General features: G+C 72.1%; 29 protein-coding genes and 3 tRNA genes. 5 read left to right on the top strand and 27 right to left on the bottom strand.

Annotation, left to right across the window (positions count from 1 at the left end; translation table 11 throughout):
* Positions 1-36 precede the first annotated feature (36 nt).
* The 12 genes from ACQPY4_RS30700 to ACQPY4_RS30755 all read right to left on the bottom strand — a co-directional run bounded on the left by ACQPY4_RS30700 (position 37) and on the right by ACQPY4_RS30755 (position 9,896).
* Positions 37-234 carry a hypothetical protein gene (locus ACQPY4_RS30700; protein WP_433326754.1) on the bottom strand — a complete coding sequence of 66 codons (198 nt, stop codon included), beginning with the start codon at positions 232-234 and terminating at the stop codon, positions 37-39.
* A 174-nt stretch (positions 235-408) separates the two neighbouring features.
* On the bottom strand, positions 409-705 hold the full coding sequence (locus tag ACQPY4_RS30705; protein ID WP_433326756.1) for an acylphosphatase: 297 nt from the start codon (positions 703-705) through the stop codon (positions 409-411).
* Between the two features lie 59 nt (positions 706-764).
* Positions 765-1,637: a bifunctional DNA-formamidopyrimidine glycosylase/DNA-(apurinic or apyrimidinic site) lyase gene (gene mutM / locus ACQPY4_RS30710; protein ID WP_433326758.1), complete on the bottom strand. Its 873-nt coding sequence runs from the start codon at positions 1,635-1,637 to the stop codon at positions 765-767.
* A gap of 37 nt (positions 1,638-1,674) precedes the next feature.
* On the bottom strand, positions 1,675-2,385 hold the full coding sequence (gene rnc, locus ACQPY4_RS30715) for a ribonuclease III (protein ID WP_433339092.1): 711 nt from the start codon (positions 2,383-2,385) through the stop codon (positions 1,675-1,677).
* A gap of 298 nt (positions 2,386-2,683) precedes the next feature.
* On the bottom strand, positions 2,684-2,863 hold the full coding sequence (gene rpmF / locus ACQPY4_RS30720) for a 50S ribosomal protein L32 (protein WP_433326760.1): 180 nt from the start codon (positions 2,861-2,863) through the stop codon (positions 2,684-2,686).
* Position 2,864: 1 nt separating this feature from the next.
* Positions 2,865-3,506 (bottom strand): YceD family protein, encoded by a 642-nt coding sequence (locus ACQPY4_RS30725; protein ID WP_433326762.1) that lies wholly within the window; start codon positions 3,504-3,506, stop codon positions 2,865-2,867.
* Positions 3,507-3,606: 100 nt separating this feature from the next.
* Positions 3,607-4,086 (bottom strand): pantetheine-phosphate adenylyltransferase, encoded by a 480-nt coding sequence (coaD, locus tag ACQPY4_RS30730; RefSeq protein ID WP_433326763.1) that lies wholly within the window; start codon positions 4,084-4,086, stop codon positions 3,607-3,609.
* 97 nt (positions 4,087-4,183) lie between these two features.
* A complete protein-coding gene (gene rsmD, locus ACQPY4_RS30735) occupies positions 4,184-4,747 on the bottom strand; it encodes a 16S rRNA (guanine(966)-N(2))-methyltransferase RsmD (RefSeq protein ID WP_433326765.1) in 564 nt (187 codons plus the stop codon).
* Positions 4,748-4,985: 238 nt separating this feature from the next.
* On the bottom strand, positions 4,986-5,876 hold the full coding sequence (locus ACQPY4_RS30740) for a HEAT repeat domain-containing protein (RefSeq protein ID WP_433326767.1): 891 nt from the start codon (positions 5,874-5,876) through the stop codon (positions 4,986-4,988).
* Between the two features lie 43 nt (positions 5,877-5,919).
* The gene (locus tag ACQPY4_RS30745) at positions 5,920-6,000 is read right to left on the bottom strand and encodes a putative leader peptide (protein ID WP_433339094.1); all 81 of its coding nucleotides are present in this window, start codon (positions 5,998-6,000) and stop codon (positions 5,920-5,922) included.
* 82 nt (positions 6,001-6,082) lie between these two features.
* Positions 6,083-8,278, bottom strand: coding sequence for an ATP-dependent DNA helicase RecG (gene recG, locus ACQPY4_RS30750; protein ID WP_433326769.1), 2,196 nt, complete (start codon positions 8,276-8,278; stop codon positions 6,083-6,085).
* Between the two features lie 16 nt (positions 8,279-8,294).
* Positions 8,295-9,896 carry a DAK2 domain-containing protein gene (locus ACQPY4_RS30755; protein WP_433326771.1) on the bottom strand — a complete coding sequence of 534 codons (1,602 nt, stop codon included), beginning with the start codon at positions 9,894-9,896 and terminating at the stop codon, positions 8,295-8,297.
* Between the two features lie 223 nt (positions 9,897-10,119).
* On the opposite strand from ACQPY4_RS30755, the gene rpmB reads away from it, so the two are divergent.
* The gene (gene rpmB / locus ACQPY4_RS30760) at positions 10,120-10,314 is read left to right on the top strand and encodes a 50S ribosomal protein L28 (protein ID WP_030164391.1); all 195 of its coding nucleotides are present in this window, start codon (positions 10,120-10,122) and stop codon (positions 10,312-10,314) included.
* Positions 10,315-10,360: 46 nt separating this feature from the next.
* On the opposite strand, the gene thiD is transcribed toward rpmB, so the two are convergent.
* From thiD to ACQPY4_RS30775, 3 genes are all read right to left on the bottom strand, one after another.
* Positions 10,361-11,167, bottom strand: a complete 807-nt coding sequence (gene thiD, locus ACQPY4_RS30765) for a bifunctional hydroxymethylpyrimidine kinase/phosphomethylpyrimidine kinase (RefSeq protein WP_433326773.1) — start codon at positions 11,165-11,167, stop codon at positions 10,361-10,363.
* Between the two features lie 28 nt (positions 11,168-11,195).
* On the bottom strand, positions 11,196-11,786 hold the full coding sequence (locus ACQPY4_RS30770; protein ID WP_433326775.1) for a cellulose binding domain-containing protein: 591 nt from the start codon (positions 11,784-11,786) through the stop codon (positions 11,196-11,198).
* A gap of 101 nt (positions 11,787-11,887) precedes the next feature.
* The gene (locus ACQPY4_RS30775; RefSeq protein WP_433326777.1) at positions 11,888-12,805 is read right to left on the bottom strand and encodes a thiamine-phosphate kinase; all 918 of its coding nucleotides are present in this window, start codon (positions 12,803-12,805) and stop codon (positions 11,888-11,890) included.
* Positions 12,806-12,923: 118 nt separating this feature from the next.
* Here ACQPY4_RS30775 and ACQPY4_RS30780 point away from each other — a divergent pair, with 118 nt between their 5' ends.
* Together ACQPY4_RS30780 and ACQPY4_RS30785 are read left to right on the top strand one after the other, a co-directional pair.
* A complete protein-coding gene (locus ACQPY4_RS30780) occupies positions 12,924-13,157 on the top strand; it encodes an Lrp/AsnC family transcriptional regulator (RefSeq protein WP_433326779.1) in 234 nt (77 codons plus the stop codon).
* 10 nt (positions 13,158-13,167) lie between these two features.
* Positions 13,168-13,623 carry a DUF3515 domain-containing protein gene (locus tag ACQPY4_RS30785; RefSeq protein ID WP_433326781.1) on the top strand — a complete coding sequence of 152 codons (456 nt, stop codon included), beginning with the start codon at positions 13,168-13,170 and terminating at the stop codon, positions 13,621-13,623.
* A 24-nt stretch (positions 13,624-13,647) separates the two neighbouring features.
* Here ACQPY4_RS30785 and ACQPY4_RS30790 read toward each other — a convergent pair whose 3' ends face one another.
* Positions 13,648-14,217, bottom strand: coding sequence for a MepB family protein (locus ACQPY4_RS30790; RefSeq protein ID WP_433326783.1), 570 nt, complete (start codon positions 14,215-14,217; stop codon positions 13,648-13,650).
* Positions 14,218-14,378: 161 nt separating this feature from the next.
* Here ACQPY4_RS30790 and ACQPY4_RS30795 point away from each other — a divergent pair, with 161 nt between their 5' ends.
* Positions 14,379-15,308, top strand: coding sequence for a hypothetical protein (locus ACQPY4_RS30795; RefSeq protein WP_433326785.1), 930 nt, complete (start codon positions 14,379-14,381; stop codon positions 15,306-15,308).
* On the opposite strand, the gene ACQPY4_RS30800 is transcribed toward ACQPY4_RS30795, so the two are convergent.
* The 7 genes from ACQPY4_RS30800 to ACQPY4_RS30830 all read right to left on the bottom strand — a co-directional run bounded on the left by ACQPY4_RS30800 (position 15,274) and on the right by ACQPY4_RS30830 (position 19,878).
* Positions 15,274-15,357 (bottom strand) — tRNA-Tyr (locus tag ACQPY4_RS30800). The genes ACQPY4_RS30795 and ACQPY4_RS30800 overlap by 35 nt on opposite strands.
* 12 nt (positions 15,358-15,369) lie before the next feature.
* Positions 15,370-15,443, bottom strand: a tRNA-Leu gene (locus ACQPY4_RS30805).
* 5 nt (positions 15,444-15,448) lie between these two features.
* Positions 15,449-15,522: transfer RNA gene (locus ACQPY4_RS30810), tRNA-Leu, on the bottom strand.
* Positions 15,523-15,711: 189 nt separating this feature from the next.
* Positions 15,712-17,076, bottom strand: coding sequence for a protein kinase domain-containing protein (locus ACQPY4_RS30815; protein ID WP_433326787.1), 1,365 nt, complete (start codon positions 17,074-17,076; stop codon positions 15,712-15,714).
* Positions 17,077-17,148: 72 nt separating this feature from the next.
* On the bottom strand, positions 17,149-18,207 hold the full coding sequence (locus tag ACQPY4_RS30820; RefSeq protein ID WP_433326789.1) for a PDR/VanB family oxidoreductase: 1,059 nt from the start codon (positions 18,205-18,207) through the stop codon (positions 17,149-17,151).
* The gene (locus ACQPY4_RS30825) at positions 18,204-19,082 is read right to left on the bottom strand and encodes a metal-dependent hydrolase (protein ID WP_433326791.1); all 879 of its coding nucleotides are present in this window, start codon (positions 19,080-19,082) and stop codon (positions 18,204-18,206) included. The genes ACQPY4_RS30820 and ACQPY4_RS30825 overlap by 4 nt, the downstream gene beginning before the upstream one ends.
* Positions 19,083-19,194: 112 nt before the next feature.
* Positions 19,195-19,878, bottom strand: a complete 684-nt coding sequence (locus tag ACQPY4_RS30830; RefSeq protein WP_433326793.1) for an acetamidase/formamidase family protein — start codon at positions 19,876-19,878, stop codon at positions 19,195-19,197.
* A gap of 158 nt (positions 19,879-20,036) precedes the next feature.
* Here ACQPY4_RS30830 and ACQPY4_RS30835 point away from each other — a divergent pair, with 158 nt between their 5' ends.
* Complete coding sequence (locus ACQPY4_RS30835) at positions 20,037-21,992, top strand: beta-propeller domain-containing protein (protein WP_433326795.1); 1,956 nt, start codon at positions 20,037-20,039, stop codon at positions 21,990-21,992.
* A gap of 251 nt (positions 21,993-22,243) precedes the next feature.
* Here the strand turns inward: ACQPY4_RS30835 and ACQPY4_RS30840 are convergent, their stop codons facing one another.
* From ACQPY4_RS30840 to ACQPY4_RS30855, 4 genes are all read right to left on the bottom strand, one after another.
* Positions 22,244-23,368 (bottom strand): D-alanine--D-alanine ligase family protein, encoded by a 1,125-nt coding sequence (locus ACQPY4_RS30840; RefSeq protein WP_433326797.1) that lies wholly within the window; start codon positions 23,366-23,368, stop codon positions 22,244-22,246.
* A 67-nt stretch (positions 23,369-23,435) separates the two neighbouring features.
* Positions 23,436-24,698, bottom strand: coding sequence for a trans-sulfuration enzyme family protein (locus tag ACQPY4_RS30845; protein ID WP_433326799.1), 1,263 nt, complete (start codon positions 24,696-24,698; stop codon positions 23,436-23,438).
* Positions 24,699-24,711: 13 nt separating this feature from the next.
* Positions 24,712-25,701 carry an NAD(P)H-dependent glycerol-3-phosphate dehydrogenase gene (locus ACQPY4_RS30850; protein WP_433339096.1) on the bottom strand — a complete coding sequence of 330 codons (990 nt, stop codon included), beginning with the start codon at positions 25,699-25,701 and terminating at the stop codon, positions 24,712-24,714.
* Between the two features lie 17 nt (positions 25,702-25,718).
* Complete coding sequence (locus ACQPY4_RS30855; protein ID WP_433326800.1) at positions 25,719-26,498, bottom strand: lysophospholipid acyltransferase family protein; 780 nt, start codon at positions 26,496-26,498, stop codon at positions 25,719-25,721.
* Between the last annotated feature and the right edge of the window lie 169 nt (positions 26,499-26,667).

Raw genomic sequence — 26,667 nt, forward strand, 5'->3', positions numbered from 1 at the left:
GGCGTCCCTCGCGTTTCCTTCGATTCGAGGCGCCGATCAGGTCAGCGCGGGTTCGCGGTCCTTCATTCCGAGCGACAAAACGTCGTCGTCCGCCTCCGTCGCGAGCGCGTCGTTCTCCGCCTGGAGCCGTACGAGCTCGGCTTCCAGGTCGCGTACTCGCTGTTGAAGGCGGCGCATCTCCGCGACCATACGGGGGTCGGGACCGCCGACGTGGCCGAGTAGAGCCTTCGCCATGACTAAGGGTCCTCCACGCTGAGTAACCAGCAGGGATCGCGCACTGTGAAAGAAGTAGGTGCGCGTATCGTCTAGAGTCGCACCGGCCGGTGTCTTGGTCAAGACACAGATCACAGGCCGGTAACAACCTGTCGGCACTAGTTTAGCAGGTACAAACCGGAATACCCTACCCCGTCAGCGCTCCAGGAAGCCGGAGATGTCGCCGCGCGGGTCGGACCACCGCTCGACGACGCCCGAGACGCGCCCCGGACGTCCGGGTGAAGGCTGGGCCCGCAGCTGTTCGAGCAGCAGCCCGCAGCTCTCGCGGGGCCCCTCGGCGACCACCTCGACCCGCCCGTCGCGCAGGTTGGTGGCCGTTCCGTCGAGACCGAGCTCCAGCGCCCGCGAGCGCACCCACCAGCGGAACCCCACACCCTGGACGTGACCGCGCACCCACGCGGTCAGCCTCGCCGTCTCCTGGTCGTCCATCATCGGAATCCTAGGCCCTGACGCCCCGGGCTCTCCCGAGCACGCTCATGGAGCGAGAGGGGTCAGTAGCGGGCTCGGCGGGGCTTGGGCTGGCACCGGGGGCAGCTGAAGGAGGAGCGGTTCATGAAGACGTCGCGGCGGATGGGGGTGCCGCAGCGCGGGCAGGGCTCGTCGCGGCGGCCGTAGGCGTCCAGGGACCGGTCGAAGTAGCCGCTCTCGCCGTTGACGTTGACGTAGAGGCTGTCGAACGACGTGCCGCCGACGTCGAGGGCGGCGATCATGACCTCGCGGGCGGCCGTCAGGACGCGGGACGCCTCGGCGCGGGTGAGGGTCTCCGTCGGGCGGGCCCAGTGGAGCCTGGCGCGCCACAGGGCCTCGTCGGCGTAGATGTTGCCGACGCCGCTGATCAGCGACTGGTCGAGCAGGGCGCGCTTGAGGCCGGTGTGGCGGCGGCGGAGGGCGCGGAAAAACGCCTCGTCGTCGAAGGCGTCCTCCAGGGGGTCGGCCGCGATGTGGGCGATCGGCTCCGGGACGGGCGCGCCCCCGAAGGGGTCGGGGACGAGGTCGGTGACCATGAGGTGGCCGAAGGTGCGCTGGTCGACGAAGCGGAGATCGAGATCGCCGCCGTCGAACCCGGCGCGGACCCGCAGGTGCTTCTCGGCGGGGCGGCCGGGCTCGCCGACCAGGAGCTGGCCGCTCATGCCCAGGTGGGCCATGAGGGCCTCGCCGGAGTCGAGCGGCAGCCACATGTACTTGCCCCGGCGCCGGGGCGCCTGGATGGTGCGGCCGGTCAGACGGCCGGTGAAGTCGGCGGGGCCGGCCTCGTGGCGCCGGATGGCGCGCGGGTGCAGGACCTCGGCGACGGCGATCGTCCTGCCGGTGACCCAGCGGTCGAGGCCGCGCCGGACGACCTCGACCTCGGGCAGTTCGGGCATCGGCTCAGACCATGTCTCGTTCGGTGTTCAAGGTGATCTACGGCCCGCCGTTGGACTCGCGCCGGACGACCAGCTCGCGGATGGCGGTCCAGGCCGCCTCGGCCGCGTGCTGCTCGGCCTCCTTCTTGCTGCGGCCCTCGCCGGAGCCGTAGGTGGAGCCGCCGACGCGCACCGAGGCGCGGAAGGTCTTCTGGTGGTCGGGGCCGCTCTCGACGACGTGGTACTCGGGGACGCCGAGTTCCTCGACCGCCGTCAGCTCCTGGAGCGAGGTCTTCCAGTCGAGCCCGGCGCCGAGCCCGGCCGACCGGGTGATCAGCGCGTCGAACAGCCGGTGCACCAGGGCGGACGCCTCGTCCAGGCCGCGGTCGAGGTAGACCGCGCCGATCAGCGCCTCCAGGGTGTCGGCGAGGATCGAGGACTTGTCGCGGCCTCCGGTGCCCTCCTCGCCGCGGCCGAGGCGGATATGGGAGCCCACGCCGAGCGCGCGCGCGACGCCCGCGAGCGCCCGCATGTTGACCACGGCGGCGCGCAGCTTGGCCAGCTGCCCCTCGGGAAGGTCGGGGTGGCCCCGGTAGAGGGTGTCGGTGACGACCAGGCCCAGCACCGAGTCGCCCAGGAACTCCAGGCGCTCGTTGGTGGGCAGGCCGCCGTTCTCGTAGGCGTACGACCGGTGCGTCAGCGCGCGTTCGAGCAGGTCGTCGGTCACATGGACGCCCAGCGCTCGGGAGAGTTCCGCCCGATCGGGCACGGCGTCTGATCTCTTGCTCACAGGCCCTCCTCGCAAGGCCCGGCTCCGCGGGTTTCGCGGTCGCCGTTGCGGCGCGTGCCGGCCGCGAGGGCCGGGCGGCGAGGAGACGCGGCCGCGGGAGTGGTCCACGAAGACGAGGTGCGCGCCGGCCGCGAGTTCCCGGCGTGCACCACGGCCTCGGGCTCCGCCCCTTCGCCGTTCACCACGCCGGCGTCACCCGCCAGGTGGTCAGTACACGAGCACCCCGGGGGGCGCACCACGCCGTTCGGCGCGGCCGCCCCCCGGGACAACACGAAGATCAAGCCGACGGCGTGATGACCTGCCGGCGGTCGTAGGTACCGCACGTCGCGCACGCGGTGTGCGGCAGCTTCTGGTCGCGGCACGTCGGGCACTCGACCAGGTTCGGCGCCGCGGTCTTCCACTGCGAACGCCGGTGCCGCGTGTTGCTGCGCGACTTCTTCCGCTTCGGGACGGCCACGTCAGCCCTCCTGCTTTCCATCTCGTTGGTCGAATGAACTGTGGGGAGAGGACTCCCCACTCCCCCGGTTGGGAGAGACCGGCGGGCCGGTCAGGTCCTGAAGCGCCGCCCACCGGGGGTCGACGGCGTCATGGTGGTGGTCCGGCTCGGCGTCCGCCAGCCGTACCCCGCATTCGGCGCACAGGCCGGGACAGTCGTCCCGGCACAGCGGAGACAACGGCAGCGCGAGCACCACCGCGTCCCGGAGCACCGGCTCAAGGTCGATCAGATCGTCCTCGAGGCGGAGCTCGTCGTCGTCCGCGTTCCCGCCGGAGCGGGTGTCAGGATAGACGAAGAGCTCCTGGAAGTCCGCCTCGAAGGTCGAGGCGATCGGGTCGAGGCACCGCGCGCATTCCCCCTTGAGGGGGACCCGCGCCGTGCCGGTGACGAGCACGCCTTCCAGGACGGCCTCGAGCCGAAGATCGAGCTCGATGTCCGTGCCTTCGGGCACGCCCACCATCTCGACGCCGAAATTCTCCGGGGCCGGCACGTCGAGGATCTGTTCTCGCGAAGACCCCGGTTGCCGGCTGAGAGCTCGGGTGTCGAGCACCAGCGGGGCGTTGGGGTCGAGGCGAGACAGGGGACTCCTGCTTTCGTGAGGCATGGCGAATCGCGGCCGACGGTTCTGGCCGAATCCCCAGGGTAACCGAACCGGGCCGCGCGGCCCAACTCGCGCCCCGGGGACGGGGACGTCGCGCTCCTGGTCAGGAGTCCTTCAAACGCTCCACAAGTCGCTCGTGGACGCTGTCGGGCACCAGGCCGGAGATGTCACCGCCGAACCTGACGACTTCCTTCATCAGGCTGGAGGAAAGGAACGCGTACAGCGGGTTGGTCGCCATGAACAGGGTCTCGACCCCGGCGATCCGGTGGTTCATCTGCGCCATCTGCAGTTCGTACTCGTAGTCGCTGACCGCGCGGAGCCCGCGGACGATCACCGGTATCCCCCGCTTCTTGCAGTAGTCGACGGTCAGCCCGTAGAACTTGTCGACCTTGATGTTGCCGTACTCCTTGGTGACCTGGGCGATCATGTCGACGCGCTCATCCACCGTGAAAAGGCTCTGTTTGTTCTTGTTGATCAGCACGGCGACGACCACCTCGTCGTAGAGGCGCGAGGCTCGGCTGATGATGTCGAGATGCCCGTTGGTGACGGGGTCGAACGACCCCGGACAGACGACGCGACGCACGAGGTGATTCCCCTTCGGTCCCGGTTGCGACCTGCGGCGTGACGGTACCAAACCCCGTTCGGGACGCCTGACACCAGGGGCACCGCCCCCCGCGCCCTCACCCGATCGCACGTCCGTACCAGAAGACGGCCTCGCCGTAGCGCCTGTCGCGTTCGGCCGCGTACCCGTCCGGCCACACCAGCGCGGGGCCGCGCGAGGCACGCTCCACCGCGATCAGAGCGTCGGGCGCGAGCCACCCGTTGTCGCGCAGGGCCTCCAGCAGCGCGGTGACGGCCGCGTCCTCCAACGCATACGGGGGGTCGGCGAATATCAGGTCGTAGGGGGCATCGGGAGGACGCCGGACGAGCCGCTCGACCCGCTCGGCCGACGGCACGGCGCCGGGCAGCCCCAGCGCGGCCGCGTTCTGCCGCACGACCTTCACGGCGCGCGGGTGCGACTCGACCAGCAGCGCGTGCGCGGCACCGCGCGACAGGGCCTCCAGGCCCACCGCGCCCGACCCGGCGTACAGGTCGGCGACGCGCAGGCCGTCCAGCGGGCCGAGCAGGGCCGTCACCGTGGCGAACAGGCCCTCCCGGGCGCGGTCGCTGGTCGGGCGGGTGTCGCGTCCCGTCGGGACGGCCAGCCGCCGTCCCCCTGCGCTTCCCGCGATCACCCTGGTCATGTCCCCAAGTATCGCGCGCGAACGGGCGGGGAGTCCCCACCCCGGAACCCCCCGCCCGTGAACGCGCCCGGCGATCCGCACCGGGCGCATGTCATGGCGGGCCACCGGTCAGCAGCGCCTCCGACCAGCGGTCACCATGACGCCTATGAACCCACCAACAACCTCAACCCCCTCGCGCGATTGCGTTAATGAGCGGGGAAGCGAGCCGCTAGGCGAGCGAAGGTGGGCCAGGATTCAGTCAGCACAACGCCCAGCGGACCTGGGTGCGGACGCCGGGGTCGGGGTCGGCGAGGGCTTCGGTGAGGGCGGTCACGACTTCGGGGCGGTCGGTGGCCCACTGCTCCAAGGCCTGGACGGCGGCGCGGCGGACGTCGACGATGCGGTCGCGCAGGGCGTGGATCAGCGGCTGGACGGCCACCTCGGGCCCGGCCGAGGCGAGCGCGAACGCGGCCCTGCGGCGCACCTGCCAGCTGGCGTGGGCGATGGCGGTGACGACGCGTCCCTCCAGCGGTTCGGGGACGCCGAGGTCGGCGGCGGCGTCGATCGCGGCCATCCGCACGACCGGGTCGTGGTCGGTCAGGAGGTGTTCGAGCGCGGGCAGGCCCGCGGGCTCGGCCAGCCGGGCCAGGCCCTCGGCCACCGCCACCCGCACCTCGCGGGACGGGTCGTCGGCGGCCTCGGAGACCTCGGCGACGGCGTGCAGCGCCACCAGGCCGAGGACGGCCTGGATCCGCACGTGCGCCTCGCCGTCGTGCAGACCCTGCGCGTACAGCTCGCCGGCGCCCCGAACGAGCGCGGCCAGCAGCGCGGACGCGGTGCCGCGCACGCGTTCGTCACGGCCTCCGGCGGCGGCGAAGCGGAGCGCGCGGACGCCGTCGTCGCCCAGGTAGACCTCGGACAGATCGTCGAGCGCGTCGGCGGCCAGCGTCCGGACGGCGGTGTCCTCGTCGGCCAGGGCCCAGGCGAGGGTGTCGCCGGTGCCGGGCGGCGCGTCGCCCGCGCGGGCGGCCCTGGTGAGGACCTTGAGCGCGGCGGCCCGGACCTCGGGCTCGGGGTCGCGCAGGTGGTCGTCGATGTCGGCGAGGGTGGGGTTCTCCAGGAGCCCGGGCCCCTCGTTGGTGATCGTCATGATGGGCCTCCGTGAAGCCGTCGGATCCGTTTCGGGTCGGGGATCAGCGACGGGTACACAGGGCGCTGGCCTGCCGCCGGAGATCGACGTGCAGGCGCGCGGTCAGAGCCTCTCTCGCGTTCACATGCCCATCATGACCTGGGTTTCCCTTATAGTCAACTTAATAAGTAGGAAATATCGGGGATCGGCTCTCGCGGCTTCCTCGCTCAGGCCTTTTCGAGGTAGTCGGCGCGGTCGGCGTCCAGCAGCGCCGCCAGCTCGGCCGCCAGACCCGGGTGGTCGGCCAGCTCGGGGTCGGCCTCCACCACCACGCTCGCCTCGTCGCGGGCGGCGCGGATGACGTCCTCGTCGCGCTGGAGCGTCAGCAGCCGCAGGCTGGACGAGCGGCCCGCCTGGGTCGCGCCCAGCACGTCGCCTTCGCGGCGCTGCTCCAGGTCAAGGCGCGAGAGCTTGAACCCGTCGGTCGTCGAGGCCACGGCGTCCAGCCGCTCGCGGGCCTTGCTCTCGGGCTCGGCGTCGGTGACCAGCAGGCACAGCCCCGGCAGCGACCCCCGGCCCACGCGTCCGCGCAGCTGGTGGAGCTGCGAGACGCCGAACCGGTCGGCGTCCATGATCACCATCACCGTCGCGTTCGGGACGTCCACCCCGACCTCGATCACGGTCGTGGCCAGCAGCACGTCGAGGTCGCCCGCGGTGAAGGCGCGCATCACCGCGTCCTTCTCGTCCGCGTGCAGCTTGCCGTGCAGCACGCCGATGCGCGTCCCGGCCAGGAGCTCGTCCTCCAGCATCGGCAGCAGCTCCAGGATGCCCAGCGGGGAACGCCGCTCGCCGTCGTCCTCGGACGCGAGGGCGTCGCCCTCGTCGCCCTCCTTCTCCCCGATGCGCGGGCAGACGATGTAGATCTGGCGTCCCTGCCGCGCCTCCTCCTTGATCCGCTCCCAGGTCCGCGCCAGGAACGCGGGCTTCTCCGGCGGGACGACATGCGTCGCGATCTCCGCGCGCCCGGCCGGCAACTGCCCCAGCACCGAGGTCTCCAGGTCGCCGAACACCGTCATCGCGACCGTCCGGGGAATCGGCGTCGCCGTCATGACCAGCACGTGGGGACGCCCCCCGGTCACCTTCTCCCGCAGCGCGTCCCGCTGCTCCACCCCGAACCGGTGCTGCTCGTCCACCACGACCAGGCCGAGATCGGCGAACTGCACATGGTCTTCGAGCAGCGCGTGCGTCCCCACGACGATGCCCGCCGCTCCCGAGGCCGCCTCAAGCAGCGCCGCCTTGCGCGCCTTGGCCCCCTGCGACCCCGTAAGCAACGTCACCCGCGTGGCGTTGTCGGCTCCCCCGATCTGCCCCGCCTGCGCCAGCTCCCCCAGCATCCCGGTGATCGACCGGAAGTGCTGCTGCGCCAGCACCTCGGTGGGCGCCAGCAGAGCCGCCTGCCCTCCTCCGTCCACCACCTGCAACATCGCCCGCAACGCGACCACGGTCTTGCCGCTGCCGACGTCGCCTTGGAGGAGGCGGTGCATGGGGTGGTCCAGGGAGAGGTCTTCGGCTACTTCGCGGCCTACGTCGCGCTGGCCTTCGGTGAGGTCGAAGGGGAGGCGGGCGTCGAAGGCGTCCAGGAGGCCGCCGGAGATGGCGGGACGGGCCTTGGCGGGCAGGGCGGCGGCGGCCACGCGGCGCTGGGCCAGGGCGATCTGGAGGACGAACGCCTCGTCCCACTTCAGGCGCTTGCGGGCGCGGGCCAGCTCGTCCCAGTCCTTGGGGCGGTGGATGCCCTCGTAGGCGTCGCGCAGCGGGATGAAGCCGTGGCGGCGCAGGGTCAGCTCGGGCATGGGGTCGGGGCCCAGGTCGAGGTTGTCGAGGATCGTGCCGACCGACTTGCTGATGGCGTCGATGTCGAGGCCCTTGGTGGTCGGGTAGATCGGGATGACCTCGTCGGCCCACTCGCGGGCGGCCTCCTGCGCGTCCCTGGCCGCGACGACCTTGTACTGGGGGTGGGTGAGCTGGCGCTGGGCGCGGCCGCTGCGGGGGCGGTAGGTGCTGATCTTCCCGGCGAACAGGCCCCGGGTGCCCGGGGACAGGTCGCGTTCGGCGATGTAGGAGCCCTTGCGGCCGAAGAAGCTCAGCTTCAGCTCGCCGGTGCCGTCGGTGACGGTGATCTCCAGGACGTAGCCGGGGCTGCGGTTGAGGGAGCGCCCCTGGACCTTCACCACCTCGGCCATGACGGTGACGTGCTCGCCGTCCTCCAGGCCGCTCAGCGAGGTCAGCTCCCCCCGGTGGGCGTAACGGCGGGGGTAGTGGTGCAGAAGGTCTCCGACCGTGTGCAGGTCGAGGCCCTTGGCCAGGACCTTCGCGGTCTTGTCGCCCAGGACCTTGTGCAACGGCTCACCGAGTTTCGCCACGCACCCATTTCTACCGCTACTCGACCCCCAGAAGCAGCGGGTAACGCTCCTGGCCCCCGTCATAGACGCCCGTCTCGACGTCCGGGTGCCGCACCCTGAGGTGGTCTTCGAGGGCGTCGGTCAGGCCTTCGGGGGCGTACGTGCCCGCGATCAGCGTGACCAGCTCGCCGCCGCCCGACAGCATCCGGTCCAGGACGTGCCGCGCCACGTCGGCCAGTTCGGTGCCGATCATGGCGACATCGCCCTCGATCAGGCCGAGGACGTCGCCGGGCTGGCAGAGCCCGACGCTGGTGACCGCCTCCTCGGTGGCCACCTCCAGATGCCCGAACCGGGTGGCTCCGGCCGCGCGGGTCATCGCGATGACGTCCTCGCCGAAGCGGCGCAGCGGGTCGTGGACGGCCAGCGCCGCGAGCCCCTGCACCGACGCCTTGGTCGGGACGACGGCGATCCGGGCGCCGCTGTCGCGCGCGCGTTCGGCGGCCGCCTCGGCCAGGGCCAGCACCTCGGGCTCGTTGGGCAGGACGGCCACCTCGTCCCCGGCGGCCAGGATCGCCTCGGCCAGGACGGCCAGCGGCGGCACGGCGCCGGGCTCGCGCCGGACGACCCGCGCCCCGCAGCTCTCGAAGAGCGAGGCCAGCCCGTCCGCCGCGGTGACGGCCACCACGGCGCGCCCGACGCAGGGGGCGTGGGGCGCCTCCTCGTCGTGGACGTGCAGGTAGGTCACGCGCAGCCGGTGCGGGCGCCCGGCGGCCAGGCCCGCCTCGATGGCGGCACCGGCGTCGTCCACGTGGACGTGGATGTTCCACAGGCCGTCGCCGCCGACCACGACGAGCGAGTCGCCGAGCCCGTCGAGGACCTCGCGCAACCCGGGGACGGCGTCGTCCGGCGCGTCCAGCAGGTACATGACCTCGTAGCCGGGGCTCTGGGGCGGCGCGTGCTCCTCCCGGGTGGGGCCGGGGCTCGCGGCGGTGCGGGCGGGGACGTCGTACCGCTCGGGGTACTCCTCGGTGACCACGGCCACCAGGGCGTCCAGGACGACGCAGAGCCCAGCCCCGCCCGCGTCCACGACACCGCTGCGGGCCAGGATCTCCAGCTGGCCCGTGGTCAGGCGCAGCGCCCGGCGCGCCCCGGCGGCCGCCGCCCGCGCGGCTCCGCCCAGGCCAGGGTCGTTGTGGGGTTCGGCACACGCGTCCGACGCGGCCTCAAGGACGCTGAGGATCGTCCCCTCGACGGGGTGCTCGACGGCGCGGCGGGCCAGCGCCGCCGCGTGCTCCAGGGCCGCGGCGAGCACCTCGCCGTCCGGGCGGGTGCCGGGACGTCCCAGGATCTCGGCGAGCCCGCGCAGCACCTGGCTGAGGATCACGCCCGAGTTGCCGCGCGCGCCCAGCAGGGCCCCTTGGGCCAGCGCGCGCCAGACGTCGTCGGCAGACGCGTCGTGCGGCAGCTCCTCCAGGGCGTCGGCCGCCGCCAGGACGGTGACGTGCAGGTTGGTGCCGGTGTCGCCGTCGGGGACGGGGAACACGTTGAGGGCGTCGATCTCTCCCCGGGTGCGGCCCAGGGCCTCGGCCGCGAGCCTGCTCCAGCGCCGTACGGCCGTCCCGTCGAGGACTTCGCCCACGCCCGCTCCCCTCCGCCGCAATCCGCGACTACCTCTGTACCGTGCGGACCCGCACCTTGGGAACCTGCGCGCCCCGATTGCGCGGATCGATTCGCTTACCGGACCGGGCGTCGGCTACTCTGATTTGTGCGCCTCGTCCGAGGCGCCTTCTGTGAGCGCCCAGGGTGCACCGCACCGAGGGTTCGCTCCGTTTCAGAGCATCGACACCCACTTGGAGTTTCCCGTGGCTTCCGTCTGCGACGTCTGCGGCAAGGGACCCGGTTTCGGCATGCGCGTCTCCCACTCGCACCGCCGCACCCCGCGCCGCTGGAACCCCAACATCCAGCGCGTGCGCGCCGTCGTGAACGGCAGCACCAAGCGGATCAACGCCTGCACGTCCTGCATCAAGGCCGGCAAGGTCGTCAAGCCGACCGTCTGACCTCGCGGGACCCGATCGGCCCACCGTCACCGGTGGGCCGATTTTTTCATGCCCGGAACCGCCAGCCGTGGTCGACCGGGCCGATCCCCGCGCCGAGCGGGAACCCGGCGGCGATCGCGCCGGTGACGTAGTCCTTGGCCTTGGCGACCGCGCCGGGCACGTCCTCGCCGAGCGCGAGGTGGGACGCGATCGCGGACGCCAGCGTGCACCCGGTGCCGTGGGTGTGCCGGTTGTCGTGGCGCGGGGCGGTGAAGCGGTACTCGCGCTCGCCGTCGAAGAGCAGGTCGGTCGGGTCGCCGGGCAGGTGCCCGCCCTTGATCAGCGCCCATTCGGGGCCGAGGGCCAGGACGGCCTCGGCGGCCTCGCGCAGGCCCGGCTCGTCCACCACCTTGACGCCGGTGAGCAGTTCGACCTCCCACAGGTTGGGGGTCACGACGGTCGCGACGGGCATCAGCGACTCGCGGACGGCCTTGACGGCGTCGGGGGCGAGCAGCGGGTCGCCGTGCTTGGAGACGCCGACCGGGTCGATGATCTTGGGGGCGTCCGTGGCGGCGAGGACCTCGGCGACGATCTCGACCAGCGGACCCGAGGCGAGCATCCCGGTCTTGACCGCGTGGACGCCGATGTCGGAGATGACCGAGTCGAGCTGCGCGCGGACGGCCTCGCCCGGAAGCTCCCAGTAGCCCTGGACGCCGAGGGAGTTCTGCGCGGTCACGGCGGCGATCACGCTCATGCCGTGGGTCCCGAGGGCGAGCATGGTCTTCAGGTCGGCCTGGATTCCCGCTCCGCCGCCGGAGTCGGAGCCCGCGATCGTCAGGACGAGGGGCGGTGCGTGGACCGGGGTGTGCTCCATGGCGCCCAGTTTAAGGCGGTTCGCCCGGTCAGACCTTGGCGCAGGGAAGGCGGTTGAGCACGCAGGTCGAGGGGCCGCGCAGGAACCCCTGCGCCACGAACGCGATCTTCACCGATCGGCCCGGGGCCAGCGCGGGCGCCCCGGTGCGGCTGCGGACCCAGCCGAGCTGGCCGGTGCGCACGACCGTGGCGCCGCGCACCGAGACGATCGAGGCTCCGGGGATCTTGAACGCCAGCGCCCAGCGCGGCACCGGACGGCGGCCCTTGTTGGCGATCGTCGCGGTGAAGGTGAACCCGTTGGCGGTGCGGCCGGTCGACCGGAACGCGACCAGCAGCCCGTCGGGACGGCGGGCCTGGCGGCTGGGACGGTTGCCCGGCCCCCGCTGGGAGACCTGCGACTCGCCCGCGCCGTTGATCGGCTCCTTGGGGGCGCCGCCCGCGAAGTTGAGGGAGATCTGCTCGGTGCTGAAGGCGTAGGAGACCACGCCCACCGCCAAGACCAGCGCGAAGATGGGCATAAGGGGGACGGGTGTCACGGCGATCAGCGCCGCGAAACCGCTCTTGGAGGACGGATCGGGCTCCGTCTCGTCGAGCAGATCGTCCCTGGTGTGTCGTCCCATCCCATCCCTCTTCGATCACAGGATGTATACCAAATCCACACCAATCATGCCCACAAGACGAGCAAAGCCGCAGAACTCGACTCATCCCGTTTTACGTGGGTTTACTGGCGAAAGTGGTCCCAGCCACCGGTGCCTCCGGGACGCCCGTCGACCAGCACGCCGGTGCCCTGAGTGACCACTCCTACCACGGTCCACGCCGCCGGCGCGGCACCCTCGGGAAACGTCGCCGCGAACGCGTGGTCCTCGCCGCCCGTCAGGACGTGGCGCGGGCCGTCCGGCCCGAGGATCGCCGGGACGGGCAGCGCGGCCGAGTCGAGCTCGATCCGCACGCCGCTGGCCGCCGCGATGTGCCCCAGATCCTGGACGAGCCCGTCGCTGACGTCCATGAGGGCCGTCGCGCCCGCGCGCCGCGCCTCCGCGCCCGCCTCATACGGGGGCTGAGGACGCCGGTGCGCCTCGATCAGCTGGGCGGGCCCCTCCGCCCCCCGGTCAATCAGTTCCATCCCCGCGTTGGAGTATCCGAGCCTGCCCCGCACGGCGACCACGTCCCCGGGACGCGCCCCCGAACGCGTCAGCGGCCGCTCCCCCGCCAGATCACCGAGCGCCGTGATCGCCAGCAGGATCTCGGACGCGCCCACCACGTCCCCTCCGGCGATCGAAGCCCCGGCGCGCCCACACTCCTCGACCAGCCCGGCGTACAGCCGCTCGACCCACTCCACCGGGGTGCTCGTCGGGGCCGCGAGCCCCACCAGCAGCGCCGTCGGGGCCGCGCCCATCGCCACGATGTCGGCGAGGTTCTGCGCCGCCGCCTTGCACCCGATGTCGTACGGCGGCGACCAATCGACACGGAAGTGCCGCCGCTCCACCAGAAGATCGGTCGTGGCGACCACCCGGCCGTCCGGCGCGCCGATCACGGCGGCGTCGTCGCCGGGCCCCAGCTCCACCGCCGGCCCCGCGGGCAGCCCGCGCGTCAGCCGCGCGATCAGCCCGAATTCGCCCAGCTCTCCGATGGTGCTCATCCGCCCCCGTCTTCGCTCGTCCGGAAAACGTTCTTCGCCGGACCCCGGACCCCCGCCGGAGCGCGTAACACGATACGGTGACCGTCCGAAGTCAAATTCTCCGCCAGGGGAGGACGTGATGGTGCAGGCCTACATCCTCATCCAGACCGAGGTCGGCAAGGCCGCCGATGTGGCGCGCCAGATCTCCGACATCACCGGAGTCACCCTGGCCGAAGACGTGACCGGGCCCTACGACGTGATCGTCCGAGCGGAGGCGCGCAATGTCGACGAGCTCGGCAAGCTCGTCGTCGCGCAGATCCAGGCGGTCGAGGGCATCACCCGGACGCTCACCTGCCCCATCGTCCATATCTGACGCCCGTCCCGTGCCCCGCCCGCTCCGTCTCGCCCCGCTGCTGCTCGCGCTGCTGGCGGCCGGTTGCGGCGACGGAGCCGTCCAGGTCCAGGCCCCCGAGCCCGACCCGGTCACCGCCAAACTGTGCGAGGGCCTGCGGCTGCCCGAGAAGGTCCACGGCCTGGCCCGCCGCGACACCAGCCCCGACTCGCGCCTGACGGCGGCCTGGGGCTCCCCCGCCATCGCCCTGCGCTGCGGCGTCGCCCGCCCCCCGGCCCTGCGCCCCACCTCGCAACTGGTCACCATCAACGGCGTCGACTGGTTCGGCCAGCCCGTCGACCGCCCGGTCACCTTCACCGCGGTCGCCCGCCAGGCCTACGTCGAGGTGACGGTCCCCGCCAAGTACACCCCACCGGGCGACGTCCTCATCGAACTCGGCGAGTCCCTCAAAAGCACCATCCCCGCCAAACCCGAGGGCCAGATCTGAAACCACCCCTGCGGCGGTCGGTTCCTATGGGTGGTAGAGCGCTTGGGCGCGGGCGGAGTCGATGGGCCGGTCCTGGGGCAGGTGCAGGAAGTGGTCCAGTTGCCACGCCTGCGCAGCGCCGGCTTGGCGGTTGGTGGTAGTTACCCAAGGCGGGTAGACGCGGAAGGCTCGCTTCCCACCGAAACCGCCTGCTGATGCGACGCCGTGTCGGCAGAGCGCGTCCATGGGAAAGACGAACTGGCCGAAGTGATGATGGTCGCGGGTGCTGACGACGAAGAGGTCGACGGGGTCGGTGGCGTCGAAAGGCTGGATGGGCCCGCCCGGGGACCTCTTCCATACGGTGACGAACTGGCCGACCTTGGTCGGGGTCGTCTTGGCTGCGCGGAATCGGACGGCGAGTCCGTCGAGGGTGAAGGCGTGGGCGGCGTACGCGGCGCTCTCGGTTTCTGGGGCCGGCTGCGAGCAGGCGAATCCACAGGGGTCGTAGACGAGCGCTTTCACCGCGAGGAGATCACTGTGGACCGGAGTGGTGTCCGACCACGGTTCGAATCCGGTGGGGTGGAGACCGGGTGAGTGCCCGCGGTTCGTCGCCATTCGTCCACCCTGTCACGAATATTTTGAACCTGTGCGGGGGCCCTATGGGGTTGTCCGAGCGGTAGCGACGGCCCTGCTTTGGGTGGGTCGGTCTGGGGTGGGAGGGGGGTCCCCCGTGGGCGGGAGGTGAAGGGGCGTGAGGGTGTTTCAGGCTGGGCAGCATGGATTACGGACTTCGGAAGTATCGGCTGCTGGCCTGCTACGGGACTGTTGTCGCGTGTTTGCCCTATCTCGTGCTCAAGGTCATCTGGATTGGGGGCGGGAATCTGGGGGTGGGTGCTGAGGGGCAGGACGAGATGCACTCCGATAAGTACGTGGTCGCCAACGTCGTTACGGCGGGGATGGAGTTGGTGGCCGTGCTCGTCGCGATGGCCTTCACTTATGAGTGGGGGCGGCGGATTCCGGCCTGGATCGTCCTGGTGCCTGTTTGGGTGGGTACTGGGTTGCTCGCTCCGTTTGTGGTCGGGTTGCCCAGCGGGCTGCTGGTTCAGGCGGTGGTGGGCGGAAGTGCGGTGCCGGACAATGACGGCGCTATGGGGACGTGGGTGTTCGCGGTTATTTATGGCGGGTTCATCATTCAGGGGGTCACGTTGCTGGCGGCCTTCGTCCTGTATGCGCGGGTGCGGTGGGCGCCGCTGTTCGAGACTCGGACGTACGAGCTGCCCAGCGGGACGACCCGTGAGGTCCAGGTGCTCCTGGCGCGTGGGGCGGCCGTCGGGGCGGTGCTGTACGCGGTCCTGCGGGTCGGCTGGGCGTTGCGGAGCGGCGAGTTCGAGACCGCGGCGCAGAAGACGTTCGTGGTGGTGGGGGCGCCGCTGGCCCTGCTCGGCGCGGCGGCGACGCTGGCGCTGGTGGAGCGGCGCGGGAACGGGTCCCTGCTGCCGGTGCTGGGCTGCGCGTGGATCGGGGCCGGGTCCCTGTTCGCCTGCGGGTTCACCGGGATGGGATACGGGGGCGCCGGAGGGACGATGAGCGGCGTCGGCCTGGTCGCCGGGCTGCTGCTCGGCGTGGCCTGCCTGCTCAGCCTCGCCGAGGGTCTCGCGTCGAGAACGAATGTGGGGCGGGCGGGATTCGAACCCGCTCAGTCCTAGGACACCTGGTTTACAGCCAGGCCCGACTCTCCAGCTTCGGCGCCACCCCTTGGGCCGGTCGTGCCCCCGGCAGGATTCGAACCTGCACCGCGCAGCATCTCGTACTGCCGCCTCTACCGATTGGGCTACGGGGGCCTGCGTGCGGCTCGCGGGATTCGAACCCGCAACGTCTCCGTCCTGAACGGAGCCCCTCTGCCAATTGGGGTAGAGCCGCGCGAAGGCGAGGCAAGGCGTCACTCGATGTGCGCGACCGGGGTCAGGAGCTGGGATACCGGCCTTGGCGGGCGAGCGACGCCCTGAGCAGTCGAAGTCGACGCTGTTCCATGACCGGTCCTCCTTCCGGGGTGTCTGTCCTGCTGACGTCCCTAACGGTGCCAGGACGGGGAGGAGGGCCGCAACGGGTTTATTCGGTGGTGGTTCCGCTGTCGGGGAGCAGGGTGCCGATGCCGAGCAGGACCCAGATCGCGACCATGACCCACCCGAGGGCGATGCCGGTCAGGGCGAGGCCCATGCCGCGCTGGCCGGTGCGGCGGATCTGGTTCCACGCCAGATGGCCCGCGATGATCGCCGGGATCGAGGGCAGGCCGCAGGTGAACAGGCCGACGATGCCGAAGGTGAGGGCGTAGATGGCGACGGAGTTGTTCTTGCTCGGGTCGTGCCCGGGCACGGGGGTCTGGAGGGGCGGCTGTTGCTGCCCGTAGGGCTGGTTGTAGCCCGTCTGGTAGCCGTGGTTCGAGGCCTGCGTCTGGGGTTGGGTCGCCGCGCGGCGGTACCAGTACTCGGCCTCGGCGTTCTGGCCGCGCTGGCTCAGCAGGGCGCCGAGGTTCTGCATCGCGGTGGTGTCGCCCGTCTCGGCGGCCACGCGGTACTGGCGCTCGACCAGGACGGCGGCCTCGTCCGAGCGCAGGGACGGCGTTGGGCCGTCCTGCGTCCGCGGGTGTGCGGGGGCCTGGGACTGCTGGGGTGTGGGGGCGGGCTGGCCGCCGCTGGAGATCAGGCGTTCCAGGAGTTGCTGCGCGGTGGGACGGTGGGCCGGGTCCTTGGCCATCGCGGCCCGGACGACCGTGAGGACGGTGCCGTCCAGCCCTGAAAGGTCGGGCTCGCCGCTGAGGATCTGGTGGATGATCGCGGGGACCGTCCCGCCGGTGAAGCAGGCCGATCCGCGGGCCGCGAACGCGACCGTCGCGCCCCAGGCCCACACGTCCGAGGCCGGGACGGCGTCGGACCCGCTCAGCTGCTCGGGCGCCATGAACGCCGGGGTGCCGACCATCACGCCGGTGGCCGTCAGGCGGGCCGCCTCGACCGACCGGGCGATGCCGAAGTCGATCACCCGGGGACCGAGCGGCGACAGCAGGACGTTGGCGGGCTTGAGGTCGCGGTGCACCACCCCGGCGTCGTGGATGGCCGTCAGCGCCGTGGCCATGCCGACGGCCAGGGCCTCCAGGTCGGCGCCGCGCAGGGGGCCGTCCTTGGCGACGGCGCCGCTGAGGCTCGGGCCGTTGACGAACTCGGTGACCAGGTACGGCGGCTCGGCGCCGGGATCGGCGGAAAGGACCGGCGCCGTGCAGAACGGGCGGACGCGCTGGGCCGCGGCGACCTCGGCGGCGAACCTGGCCCGGTACTGGGCGTCGGCCGCGTGCTCGCGCCTGATGACCTTGATGGCGACCTTGCGTCCGGCGTCGTCGACCCCGAGGTAGACGGTGCCCATCCCGCCCTCGCCGAGCCGTTCCAGCACGCGGTACGGGCCGATGAGGTCATGGCTGAGCAAGACGGGGACTCCTCGGGAGGAATGATCGAAACCCCTCAAGGGTGGCACAAATCCCCGGCGTCCCGGGCCGGTTCACAGGTCGAGCGTGACCCGTCCGCCCGTGGCGCGCGACACGCACGGGAGCATCGACCCGGCCTCCGGGTCGGAGGGGGCGCGGCGGTCGACGTCCCCGGCGGTCACGGCGACCCGGCACGTTCCGCAGAAGCCCTGGCGGCAGGAGTACGCGACGGTCGGGAGCTCGTCCCGGATGACGTCCAGGGCCGAGCGGTCGGCCGGGACCTGGAGGACCCGGCCCGAGCGCGCCAGCTCCACCTCGAACGGGCGGCCGCCGACGATGGGCGCCGGGGCGAACCGCTCGAAGTGCAGGGTCGACGGCCCGCCGGGACGGAACGCGGCGCGAACACCGTCGATCATCGGCGCGGGGCCGCAGCAGTAGACGGCGGCGCCGGGCGCGGCGCCGTCCAGCAGTTCGGCGCAGTCGGGGACGCCGTGCTCGTCGTCGGTGCGCACGGTGATCCGGCCTGGGGGCAGCTCGTCCAGGAAGGGCAGGGACGCGCGGGTGCGTCCGGTGTAGATCAGGTGCCAGTCGGCGCCGAGGCGGTGCGCGGCGGTGACCATCGGCAGGATCGGCGTGATGCCGATGCCGCCCGCGATGAACAGGTACGTCTCGCGTGTCAGGAACGGGAAGGCGTTGCGGGGCCCCTGGACGCCGACGAAGGCGCCCTCCACCAAGGCCTGGTGGACCTCGACGGAGCCGCCCGCGCCGTCCGGCAGGCGGCGCACGGCGATGCGGTACGAGCGGCGATCGGCCGGGTCGCCGCACAGCGAGTACTGGCGGCGCCGCCCGGACGGCAGCAGCACGTCGAGATGGCAGCCCGGCTGCCAGCCCGGCAGCAGGCGGCCGTCCGGCGCGGCCAGGCGCAGGCTCACCACGTCGTCGGCCACGGGCCTGACCTCGGTGACGACCAGCCGCAGCGTGCGGTCGACGGGCTCGGGAAGCCCGGGGAGCCTGAGCGTCCGCAGCCGCCGGACGCGCTCGACGCCGTTGAACGCGGCGTTGACCGCGACCCAGAAACGGTCGCGCCGTGGGCGGCCGTAGAGGTCCGGGGGGATCTCGGCGGCCTTCGTCACCGCAGCGCCCCCTGCGCGGCCGGGGAGGACGCGAGATAGGCCAGGGCCTGGCTGGTGGAGCCCTCGTTCAGCGGGCTGTAGGACCGCTTGAGGTAGCGCAGCACCGAGGCGCCGACCATGCGCCCGTCCGGGGTCAGCCCGGCCGGGCCGGTGCGGCGGAGGTGGTGCAGGCCGCCCTTGACCCGTCCCCGGACGATCGGGTCCCTGGCCATGAGGAACCGGTGGCCGCGGTGCCAGAGCGACATCATCATCGTGATCGTCTCGGCCATCGCCCGGACCCGGGAGGGGTACGAGCCGTCCAGGTGCATGTAGAGGTCGTGCGCCACGTGCCGGTGCTCGACCTCCTCGGCGCCGTGCCAGCGCAGCAGGTCCATCATGGTGGGGTCGGCGCCGGCGGCGTCCAGCGCGCGGGCGTTGAGGATCCAGTCGCCCAGCACGCCGGTGAAGTGCTCGATCGCCGCGATGACGCACACGCGCTCGTAGAGCCACGCCTGCTTGCGGTCGCCGGTGAGGTCGCGGTCGCCCAGCAGCCCCTCGAAGACGAACTCGACCTGCCGGACGAACGGCCGCACGTCCAGGCCCTGCTCGACGAAGTGGTCGAGCACGCCGTCGTGCGAGGAGGCGTGCATGGCCTCCTGGCCGATGAAGCCCAGGACGTCCTCGCGCAGCCGGTCGTCGCGGATGAAGGGCAGGGCCTCCTTGAAGACCTTGACGAACCACTCCTCGCCCGCGGGCAGCAGCATGTGCAGCACGTTGATCAGGTGGGTGGCGGCCGGGTCTCCCGGGATCCAGTGCAGCGGCACCCGTGACCAGTCGAAGCTCACGTCGCGCGCCTGGAGAACGAGGTTCTCCGGCTCGCCGATCTGGACGGACATGGGCCCTCCCCTTCGGGAAGTGACAACTTATTGACGATCCGTCCAGAAAGATACCCCGGTGTTTCCGTCGTGAACAGCACAGGTCCCCGTGAGGCCCGTCACGGGGACGACCTCAGGCGGGACGGGGCATGAGCAGCGGACCCATGACCCGGAAGCGCTCGACGCCGCGCCTGGTCAGATTGATCCTGAGGTCGATCCAGCCCGCCAGGCCCGCCGGACGGCAGTCGTCCGCGCCCCGGCGCGGGAAGTGCAGGTCGCCGACCGACAGCTTGGCGCCCCGGACGTTCACCGGCAGCAGGATCCGCGCGCCCGCCGTCAGCGGTGCGATCGCGCAGCTCCCGATCTCCCGGCCGCGCGCCTCGCTGCTCAGTGACTCGGCCTCCATCCGCCGGTAGGACGGGTTCCCACGAATGGCCCGTCCCAGCCGGGCCTCGGGCGCCCCCGGGACGGGGACCGCGCGCAGCGACCCCGCGTGGGGCGCGCAGCCGATGATCCCGGGATGCCCCAGCGCGGCCGGACGACCGTCGGCGCGGCCCACGGCCAGGACGTCCACCACGATCACGTCCCCGGGTTCGGCGCCCACCACGACCAGCGGGCCGCACAGCACGGCGTCCGCCCCCGGTGCGCGCGCCTCGCACTCCATCCGCACCGAGCCGCCGGTGATCACCTCCGCGGCGGCGGGGATGTCGGGATGCCAGCGGTCATGGCCGGGGACCGCGTACGGCGAAGGCGGCGGCACGTCGGCCGGACGGACGATGGGAGCCGTGGAACGCGGCGGAGCGAGCGAGGGCGACAACGGAAGGGGTCCCTTCGAACGTGGATCGGGAACAAGAAGATCCTGCGTTCGGCCTGTTTCGGACGCGTTTCCTCACTCTGACGGTTGAGTAAGGGTGAGATCACCGAGAAACCGCCCGCGGCCCGGAACCCACGGGGCCTCCGGAACATCCAAGTGGAATGCGCGCCCGAACCTACGGCCCCCTGATCCCGGCCGCCGCGACCCTGACCCTGATCGCCGGCTGTGCCGGCTCGACCGGCCGCGACGGAGACGCCGTCGACGCGCCACCGATGCGCCTGGTCTCCTACTCCGGCTGCGACGACCTGCTCGGCGGGCTGCGCTCGGCCACCGAGCGCCAGGTCGGCCCCTTCGGGCTGCACGGCTCGCTGCCGCCCGGCGCCATGGCCGACTCGGGCGCCAGGGGCGCGGCCCCCAACGCCGCGCCCGGCTCGGCGTCCAAGGAGCAGTCCGGCACCTCCCAGCACTCCGGCACCAACGTCCACGAGGTCGGGACCGACGAGCCCGACCAGGTGAAGACCGACGGGCGCCGCATCGTCGCGCTCGCCGGGGACGGGCTGCGCGTCATCGACGCCGCGTCCCGCAAGGTCACCGGGCGCCTCGCGCTCACCGACCCGGACCGTCCCGGCCGGGCCACCGGTCAGGAGCAGCTGCTGCTCAGCGGCGACCGCGCCCTGGTCATCGAGCGCGGCTACCCGAGGTACGCGCGTTCGTCCGACACCCCGGCCGCCGAGTCGCCCGTCCCGTCGCAGGGACCCCAGACCCGGCTCACGCTGGTCGACCTGTCCGGCGCACCCAAGGTCCTCGGCTCCATGACCACGCGGAGCGACTACCTGGACGCCCGCCAGAACGGCTCGATCGCCCGCGTCGTGGTCAAGTCGTCGCCGCAGTTCACCTTCCCCCGCCTGCCCAACGGCCGCACGCCCGAGAAGCAGGCCACCGAGCGCAACCGCAAGGTCGTGCGCTCCGCCCCGCTGGAGGCGTGGCTGCCCAAGATCGAGGTGCGCAACGGGAGCGCGGCGGCCCGGCAGTACTCGGTGCCCTGCGAGCAGGTCCACCACCCCGAGTCGCAGAAGGGCACGAGCATGCTGACCGTGCTCACCCTCGACCTGAACCGTGAGCTCGGCGACCCGTCCCCCGTCACCGTCGCCGCCGAGGGCCAGACCGTCTACGGCAACGGATCGAGCCTGTACGTCACCGGCTCCGACGCGGTCGGCATCCCCTTCGAAGGCCCGGGACGCGGCGCCAAGCCCGCGTCCGAACCGCGCACCGACATCCACAAGTTCAGCATCGGCGGCGCGTCCCGGCCGCGCTACGTGGCGTCCGGCTCGGTCAAGGGCTCCCTGCTCAACCAGTACTCGATGTCCGAGTACGAGGGCCATCTGCGGGTCGCGACCACGTCCAGGCCCGTCGGGTTCCAGCGGCCGGACGACCCCGTCGGCACCGAGCGGGCCCCGCGCTCGCAGAGCACGCTGCACATCCTCAAGCAGAAGGGCTCGGCGCTCACCCCGACCGGCAAGGTCGACGGCCTGGGCAAGGGCGAGCGGATCTACTCCGTCCGCTTCATCGGCCCGACCGCCTACGTCGTCACCTTCCGCCAGGTCGACCCGCTCTACGTGCTGGACGTGAAGAACCCCGCGTCCCCCCGGGTCACCGGCGAACTGAAGATCAACGGCTACTCCGCCTACCTGCACCCCGCCGCCGACGGCAAGCTCATCGGCGTCGGCCAGGACGCCGACAGCACCGGCAGCACCAAGGGCACCCAGGTCTCGCTCTTCGACGTCAGCTCCCAGCCCCGCCGCGTCGGCGCCTTCCAGCTGCCCGGCACCTCGGCGTCCAGCGACTTCGAGCCGCACGCCTTCCTCTACTGGCCCAAGTCCGGCCTGACCGTCATCCCGGTCAGGGACCGCATGGGCGACGGCAGCGAGGCCCTCGTCCTGAAGATCGACGGCACCGGCGTCCACAAGCAGGGCACCATCAAGCACCCGGGTAGCGACTACACCTCGGCCATCCAGCGCTCGCTCGTCATCGGCGACACCCTCTGGACCCTCTCCCCCAACGGCATCCAGGCCACCCCGACCAACGACCTCAAGTCCCACACCTGGCTAGCCCTGTAGAACCCAAAACCAACGCGTTTGCCCGGGCCGCAAGGCGGCCCGGGCAAACGCGTAAGGCCGCCGGGCCGCCCCTCACCGCGGGCCGCCGTGGCCACGCGCCGGGCGCGCAACGGCGCACCACGCGGTGAGGGGCAGGCCCAGCCGTAGACCAACGCGCGGCCTTCCTGGTCTCGCGAACACGCGGGCGAGGGCGGCCGCTGCGGCCACGTGTGGGCGCGCCGGAACGCGCACCTTGTGGTAGGGGGTGGGGGTTAGCGGAGGCCGGTGGGGCGGGTTAGGGCGGTTTGGATGAGGCGGTCCACCAGGGCCGGGTAGTCGAGGCCGGTGGCGGCCCACATCTGGGGGAAGGCCGAGGCGGGGGTGAAGCCCGGCATGGTGTTGATCTCGTTGAGGATCCAGCGGCCGTCGGGGGTGTAGAAGAAGTCGACGCGGGCCAGGCCCTCGCAGTCGAGGGCGTCGAAGGCGCGGGCGGCCAGGCGGCGGACCTCCTCGATCGCGGACGGGTCGAGGTCCGGCGGGATGTCCAGGCGGAGCGAGGAGTCGAGGTACTTGGTCTCGAAGTCGTAGAAGTCGCTGCCGGACGCCATGACGACCTCGGCGGGCAGGCTGGAGTCGGGCGCGGCGTCGTCCAGGCCCTGCAGGACGCCGCACTCGATCTCGCGGCCCTCGATGGCGGCCTCGACGATCACCTTGGGGTCGTGCTCGCGGGCGGCCTCGATCGCGGCCTCCAGGGAGTCTTCGGAGGTGACGCGGGAGATGCCCATGCTGGAGCCGGCGCGGGCGGGCTTGACGAACACGGGCGTGCCCGTGGCGAGGCCGAGCTCCTTGATCTCGTCGATCTTGCGCTTGCGCTCGCGGCGCCACTCGCGGTCGCTGACGATGACGTACGGGCCGATGGGCAGGCCGCGGGACGCCCAGACGAGCTTCATGAAGCCCTTGTCCATGCCGACGGCGCTGGCCAGGACGCCGGCGCCGACATAGCGGACGCCCGCCAGTTCGAGCATGCCCTGGATGGTGCCGTCCTCGCCGTAGGGGCCGTGCAGCAGGGGCAGGACGACGTCGACCTCGCCGAGGGTCGCGGGGACCTTGCCCGGCTCGACGACCAGCAGGCCGCGGCTGTCGGGGTCGAACGGCAGGGCCAGCGGACGGCCCTCGCCCGACACCTCGGGGAGGCGGCCGTCCTCGATGGCCAGGCGCTGCCCCTCGGGCGCCAGGACCCAGCGGCCGTCCCTGGCGATGCCCACGGGCACCACCTCGTAGCGATCCCTGTCGATGGCGGCCATGACGGCGCCCGCGGTGACGCAGGAGATGGCGTGTTCGCTGCTGCGCCCGCCGAACACGACGGCCACGCGAACCTTCGGAGAAACCTGGGACATGAGGACCGACCCTACCGGTGATCAGCGGGTACGGGCCACGACGCGGTGCGGGCCCGGGCGGGTTCCGTCAGCCGCCGCAGGCGCTGACGGAGACGGCCGGGATCGCCCGGCCGATGGTGTCGAGGGCCTCGGTCACGTCGCGGACGAGGTCGTCGGCGTCCTCCAGGCCGATGGAGAACCGGACGGCGCCCGGGTCGATCCCGGCGGCGCGCAGGTCGGCGTCGTCCAGGCGCTGGTGGGTGGTCGTGGCCACGTGCGCGACCTTGGTGCGGGTGCCGCCGACGGACGTGGCGACCAGGGCCAGGCGCACGGCGTCGACCAGGGCCAGGCCCGCCTCGCGTCCGCCGTTGGGGGTGATCGTGACGATGGCGCCGTAGCGTCCGCCCTCGGGGCCCGCGTCGAACAGCGCGCGAGCCCGCGCGTTGCCGGGGTGGCCGGGCAGACCCGGGTAGTCGACCGACCGGACGGCCGGGTGCCGGGCCACGGCCGCGGCGAAGATGTTGGCGGTGTCGCACTGGCGCCGGACGCGCAGCGGCAGCGTCTCCAGCCCCCGGCGCAGCAGGAACGCCTCGTCGGGCGCGAGGGCCGCGCCGGTCTCGACGCGGACCCGCCGGATCTCGGCCATCGGGCGCATCCGGCCGACGACCGCGCCGCCGGTGGCGTCGCCGTGCCCGCCGACGTACTTGGTGGCCGAGTGGACGACCAGGTCGGCGCCGTGTTCGAGCGGGCGGCACACCACCGGTGTGGCCAGGGTCGAGTCGACCGCGAGCATGGCGCCCGCGTCGCGCGCGACCTCGGCCAGGCCCGGCAGGTCGGCGACCGCGCCGGTCGGCTCGGAGAGCGTCTCGGCCCAGATCATGCGGGTGGCGGGACGCATCGCCCGCCGGACGGCCACCGGGTCGCCCATGTCGGCGAACGTGGACTCGACCCCGAACCGGGCCAGCACGCCGGTGATCAGGTCGCGGGTGCCGCCGAACCCCGTGGACGGCGCCACGACGTGCGTCCCGGCGCCGGTGAAGGCCAGGAACACCGCCGTGATCGCCGCCATGCCCGACGCGAACGCCTGGCCCTCGACCGGGTCGGACACCCGGACGCCCTCCAGCGAGGCCAGCGCGGCGGCGAACGCGTCGCTGGTGGGGTTGTCGATGCGGCTGTAGCAGTAGCCGGGGGTGCGGTCGCTCAGCAGATCGGCGTGCTCGGCCGCGCCGGCGAAGCTGAACGCGCTGGTGCGCCAGACGGGCAGCCCCACCGGCGCCTGCTGCGGCACCGACGGCGACGGCAGGTGGACCGAGCGGGTGTTCTCTCCGTGTCCGCGATTGTCTCTACGCATCGCGCACAGCATGTCACACCCCGTAGCGCTCCGGCTTCGGAGAGCGAGAGATGAGCGCGATGGCGGCGTCCTTGATGGGCATGCCGTGGTGGAGCACGTTCACCACCGCCTCGGTGAGCGGCATCTCGACGTTGTGCTTGCGGGCCAGCTCCAGCACCGGCTCGGACGACTTGACGCCCTCGGCCGTCTGCTTGGTGGCCGCCACCACCTGCTCCAGCGTCATGCCGCGTCCGAGGTTCTCGCCGAACGTCCGGTTGCGCGACAGCGGCGAGCTGCACGTGCCGATCAGGTCGCCCATCCCGGCCAGGCCCGCGAAGGTGTGCTCGTCGGCGCCGAGCGCCGCGCCCAGCCGCGCGATCTCGGCCAGCCCCCGCGTCATCAGCAGCGCGCGGGTGCTGTCGCCGAACCCCAGCCCGACCGCCATCCCCACGCACAGCGCGACGATGTTCTTCACCGCGCCGCCCAGCTCGACGCCGACCACGTCGGTGCTGGTGTAGACGCGGAAGTACGGCGACATCGTGGCGGCCTGGAGGCGCTGCGCGGCGGGCTCGTGGGCGCAGGCGGCCACCGCCGCCGCGGGCTGTCCGGCGGCGATCTCGGCGGCGAAGTTGGGCCCGGAGAACACCCCGACCCGCTCGACCGGGACGTCGGCGACCTCGGCGATCACCTCCGACATCCGGCGGGTCGTGCCGAGCTCGACGCCCTTCATCAGGCTGACCAGCATCGCCTCGGGCGGGAGCATCGGCACCCATTCGGCCAGGTTGCCCCGCAGCGTCTGCGCCGGGACGGCCAGCGCCACGAAGTCGGCCCCGTCCAGCGCCTCGGCGGGGTCGACCGTGGCCCGGATGCTCGCCGGCAGGACGATCCCGGGCAGGTAGTCGGCGTTCTCGTGCCGATCGTTGATCGCGTCGACGGGGCCCTGCCGCCTGCCCCAGACGGTGACCTCACCGCCCGCGTCGGTCAGCATCTTGGCGATCGCGGTGCCGAAAGAGCCCGCGCCCATGACGGCCGTACGGAAAGTCACGAGGCCTCCTCACCCGTCTGTGCTTTTCGCCGTTCTTCGAGCACCTTGTGGTGGTCGTACAGCTCCTCGGGCGCGGTCTGGCCGCGCAGCTCGCCCAGGAGCTCGGCGATGGCTCTCATGATCTCGTCCGTGGCCGCCCGAAGCGTCTCCTTGGTCAGAGGTTCACCCTCGAACCGGGAGAGGTCGATCGGGGGCCCCGCGATCACCTGCATCGTCTTGCGCGGGAAGGGGTGGAAGCCCTTCTTCAACCGTCCGCGAAGCCCGGTGGGCTCCCCTTTCTTGTAGGGCAACAGCTCATGCGCGCCCCAGCTCGCCACCGGCACCACGGCGGCGCCGGTCTTCAGGGCGAGCCGCGCCGCCCCGGTCTGGCCCGTCATCGGCCACAGCTCGGGATCGCGCGTGCAACTGCCCTCGGGGTAGAACATCAGGCACTCGCCGTCCAGGAGCGCCGTCTCGGCGTCGCGGAGCACCACGGAGGGATCCTTGCTGTCGCGGTAAACGGGAATCTGACCGGTACCCCGCAGCACGGCCCTGATCCCCCGCACGTCGAACAGCGTGGATTTGGCCAGGTAGACCGGGTACCGGCCCGCCTCGTAGACGAAGTGCGCCAGGGCGAACGGGTCGGCCTCGGAGATGTGGTTGGCGGCGATGATCAGGCCGCCGTCCTTGGGAACGTTGTCACGACCCCGCCACTCGCGCTTCAGCATCCCGTACAGCAACGGGCGCAGGATGACGATCGTGAACCTTCGCCAGGCCGGCGAGTATTCATGCCTCATGCCCGCCCCCTCCTCAATCCGTCCCCCGCGTGAACGCGGGGTGTCCTCAAGTCTCGCGGTTGCCTGCGCATAGTGTCGAGTTGCCATGTCTACAGCAGCGCGCAGCGCGCCTTCTCTCCAGTGGACGCTTGTGGTACCGGTCAAGGTGCTGGCCAGGGCGAAAACACGC

Source organism: Spirillospora sp. CA-294931, assembly GCF_050946795.1.
Lineage (GTDB): Bacteria > Actinomycetota > Actinomycetes > Streptosporangiales > Streptosporangiaceae > Spirillospora.

Bases quoted from the DNA above. Each gene is read 5' to 3' on its own strand.
- ACQPY4_RS30825 (WP_433326791.1), bottom strand. From the start codon at position 19,082: ATGTCCGTCCAGATCGGCGAGCCGGAGAACCTCGTTCTCCAGGCGCGC.
- ACQPY4_RS30845 (WP_433326799.1), bottom strand. From the start codon at position 24,698: ATGCGTAGAGACAATCGCGGACACGGAGAGAACACCCGCTCGGTCCAC.
- ACQPY4_RS30775 (WP_433326777.1), bottom strand. From the start codon at position 12,805: ATGAGCACCATCGGAGAGCTGGGCGAATTCGGGCTGATCGCGCGGCTG.
- rsmD (WP_433326765.1), bottom strand. From the start codon at position 4,747: ATGACCAGGGTGATCGCGGGAAGCGCAGGGGGACGGCGGCTGGCCGTC.
- ACQPY4_RS30835 (WP_433326795.1), top strand. From the start codon at position 20,037: ATGCGCGCCCGAACCTACGGCCCCCTGATCCCGGCCGCCGCGACCCTG.
- ACQPY4_RS30840 (WP_433326797.1), bottom strand. From the start codon at position 23,368: ATGTCCCAGGTTTCTCCGAAGGTTCGCGTGGCCGTCGTGTTCGGCGGG.
- ACQPY4_RS30770 (WP_433326775.1), bottom strand. From the start codon at position 11,786: ATGGGACGACACACCAGGGACGATCTGCTCGACGAGACGGAGCCCGAT.
- ACQPY4_RS30700 (WP_433326754.1), bottom strand. From the start codon at position 234: ATGGCGAAGGCTCTACTCGGCCACGTCGGCGGTCCCGACCCCCGTATG.
- thiD (WP_433326773.1), bottom strand. From the start codon at position 11,167: ATGGAGCACACCCCGGTCCACGCACCGCCCCTCGTCCTGACGATCGCG.
- ACQPY4_RS30725 (WP_433326762.1), bottom strand. From the start codon at position 3,506: ATGCCTCACGAAAGCAGGAGTCCCCTGTCTCGCCTCGACCCCAACGCC.
- ACQPY4_RS30850 (WP_433339096.1), bottom strand. From the start codon at position 25,701: ATGGGCGCGGGCTCTTTCGGCACCGCGATCGCCAAGATGCTGACCGAC.
- ACQPY4_RS30795 (WP_433326785.1), top strand. From the start codon at position 14,379: ATGGATTACGGACTTCGGAAGTATCGGCTGCTGGCCTGCTACGGGACT.
- ACQPY4_RS30855 (WP_433326800.1), bottom strand. From the start codon at position 26,498: ATGAGGCATGAATACTCGCCGGCCTGGCGAAGGTTCACGATCGTCATC.
- ACQPY4_RS30740 (WP_433326767.1), bottom strand. From the start codon at position 5,876: ATGACGATCACCAACGAGGGGCCCGGGCTCCTGGAGAACCCCACCCTC.
- ACQPY4_RS30790 (WP_433326783.1), bottom strand. From the start codon at position 14,217: ATGGCGACGAACCGCGGGCACTCACCCGGTCTCCACCCCACCGGATTC.
- ACQPY4_RS30780 (WP_433326779.1), top strand. From the start codon at position 12,924: ATGGTGCAGGCCTACATCCTCATCCAGACCGAGGTCGGCAAGGCCGCC.
- mutM (WP_433326758.1), bottom strand. From the start codon at position 1,637: ATGCCCGAACTGCCCGAGGTCGAGGTCGTCCGGCGCGGCCTCGACCGC.
- ACQPY4_RS30705 (WP_433326756.1), bottom strand. From the start codon at position 705: ATGATGGACGACCAGGAGACGGCGAGGCTGACCGCGTGGGTGCGCGGT.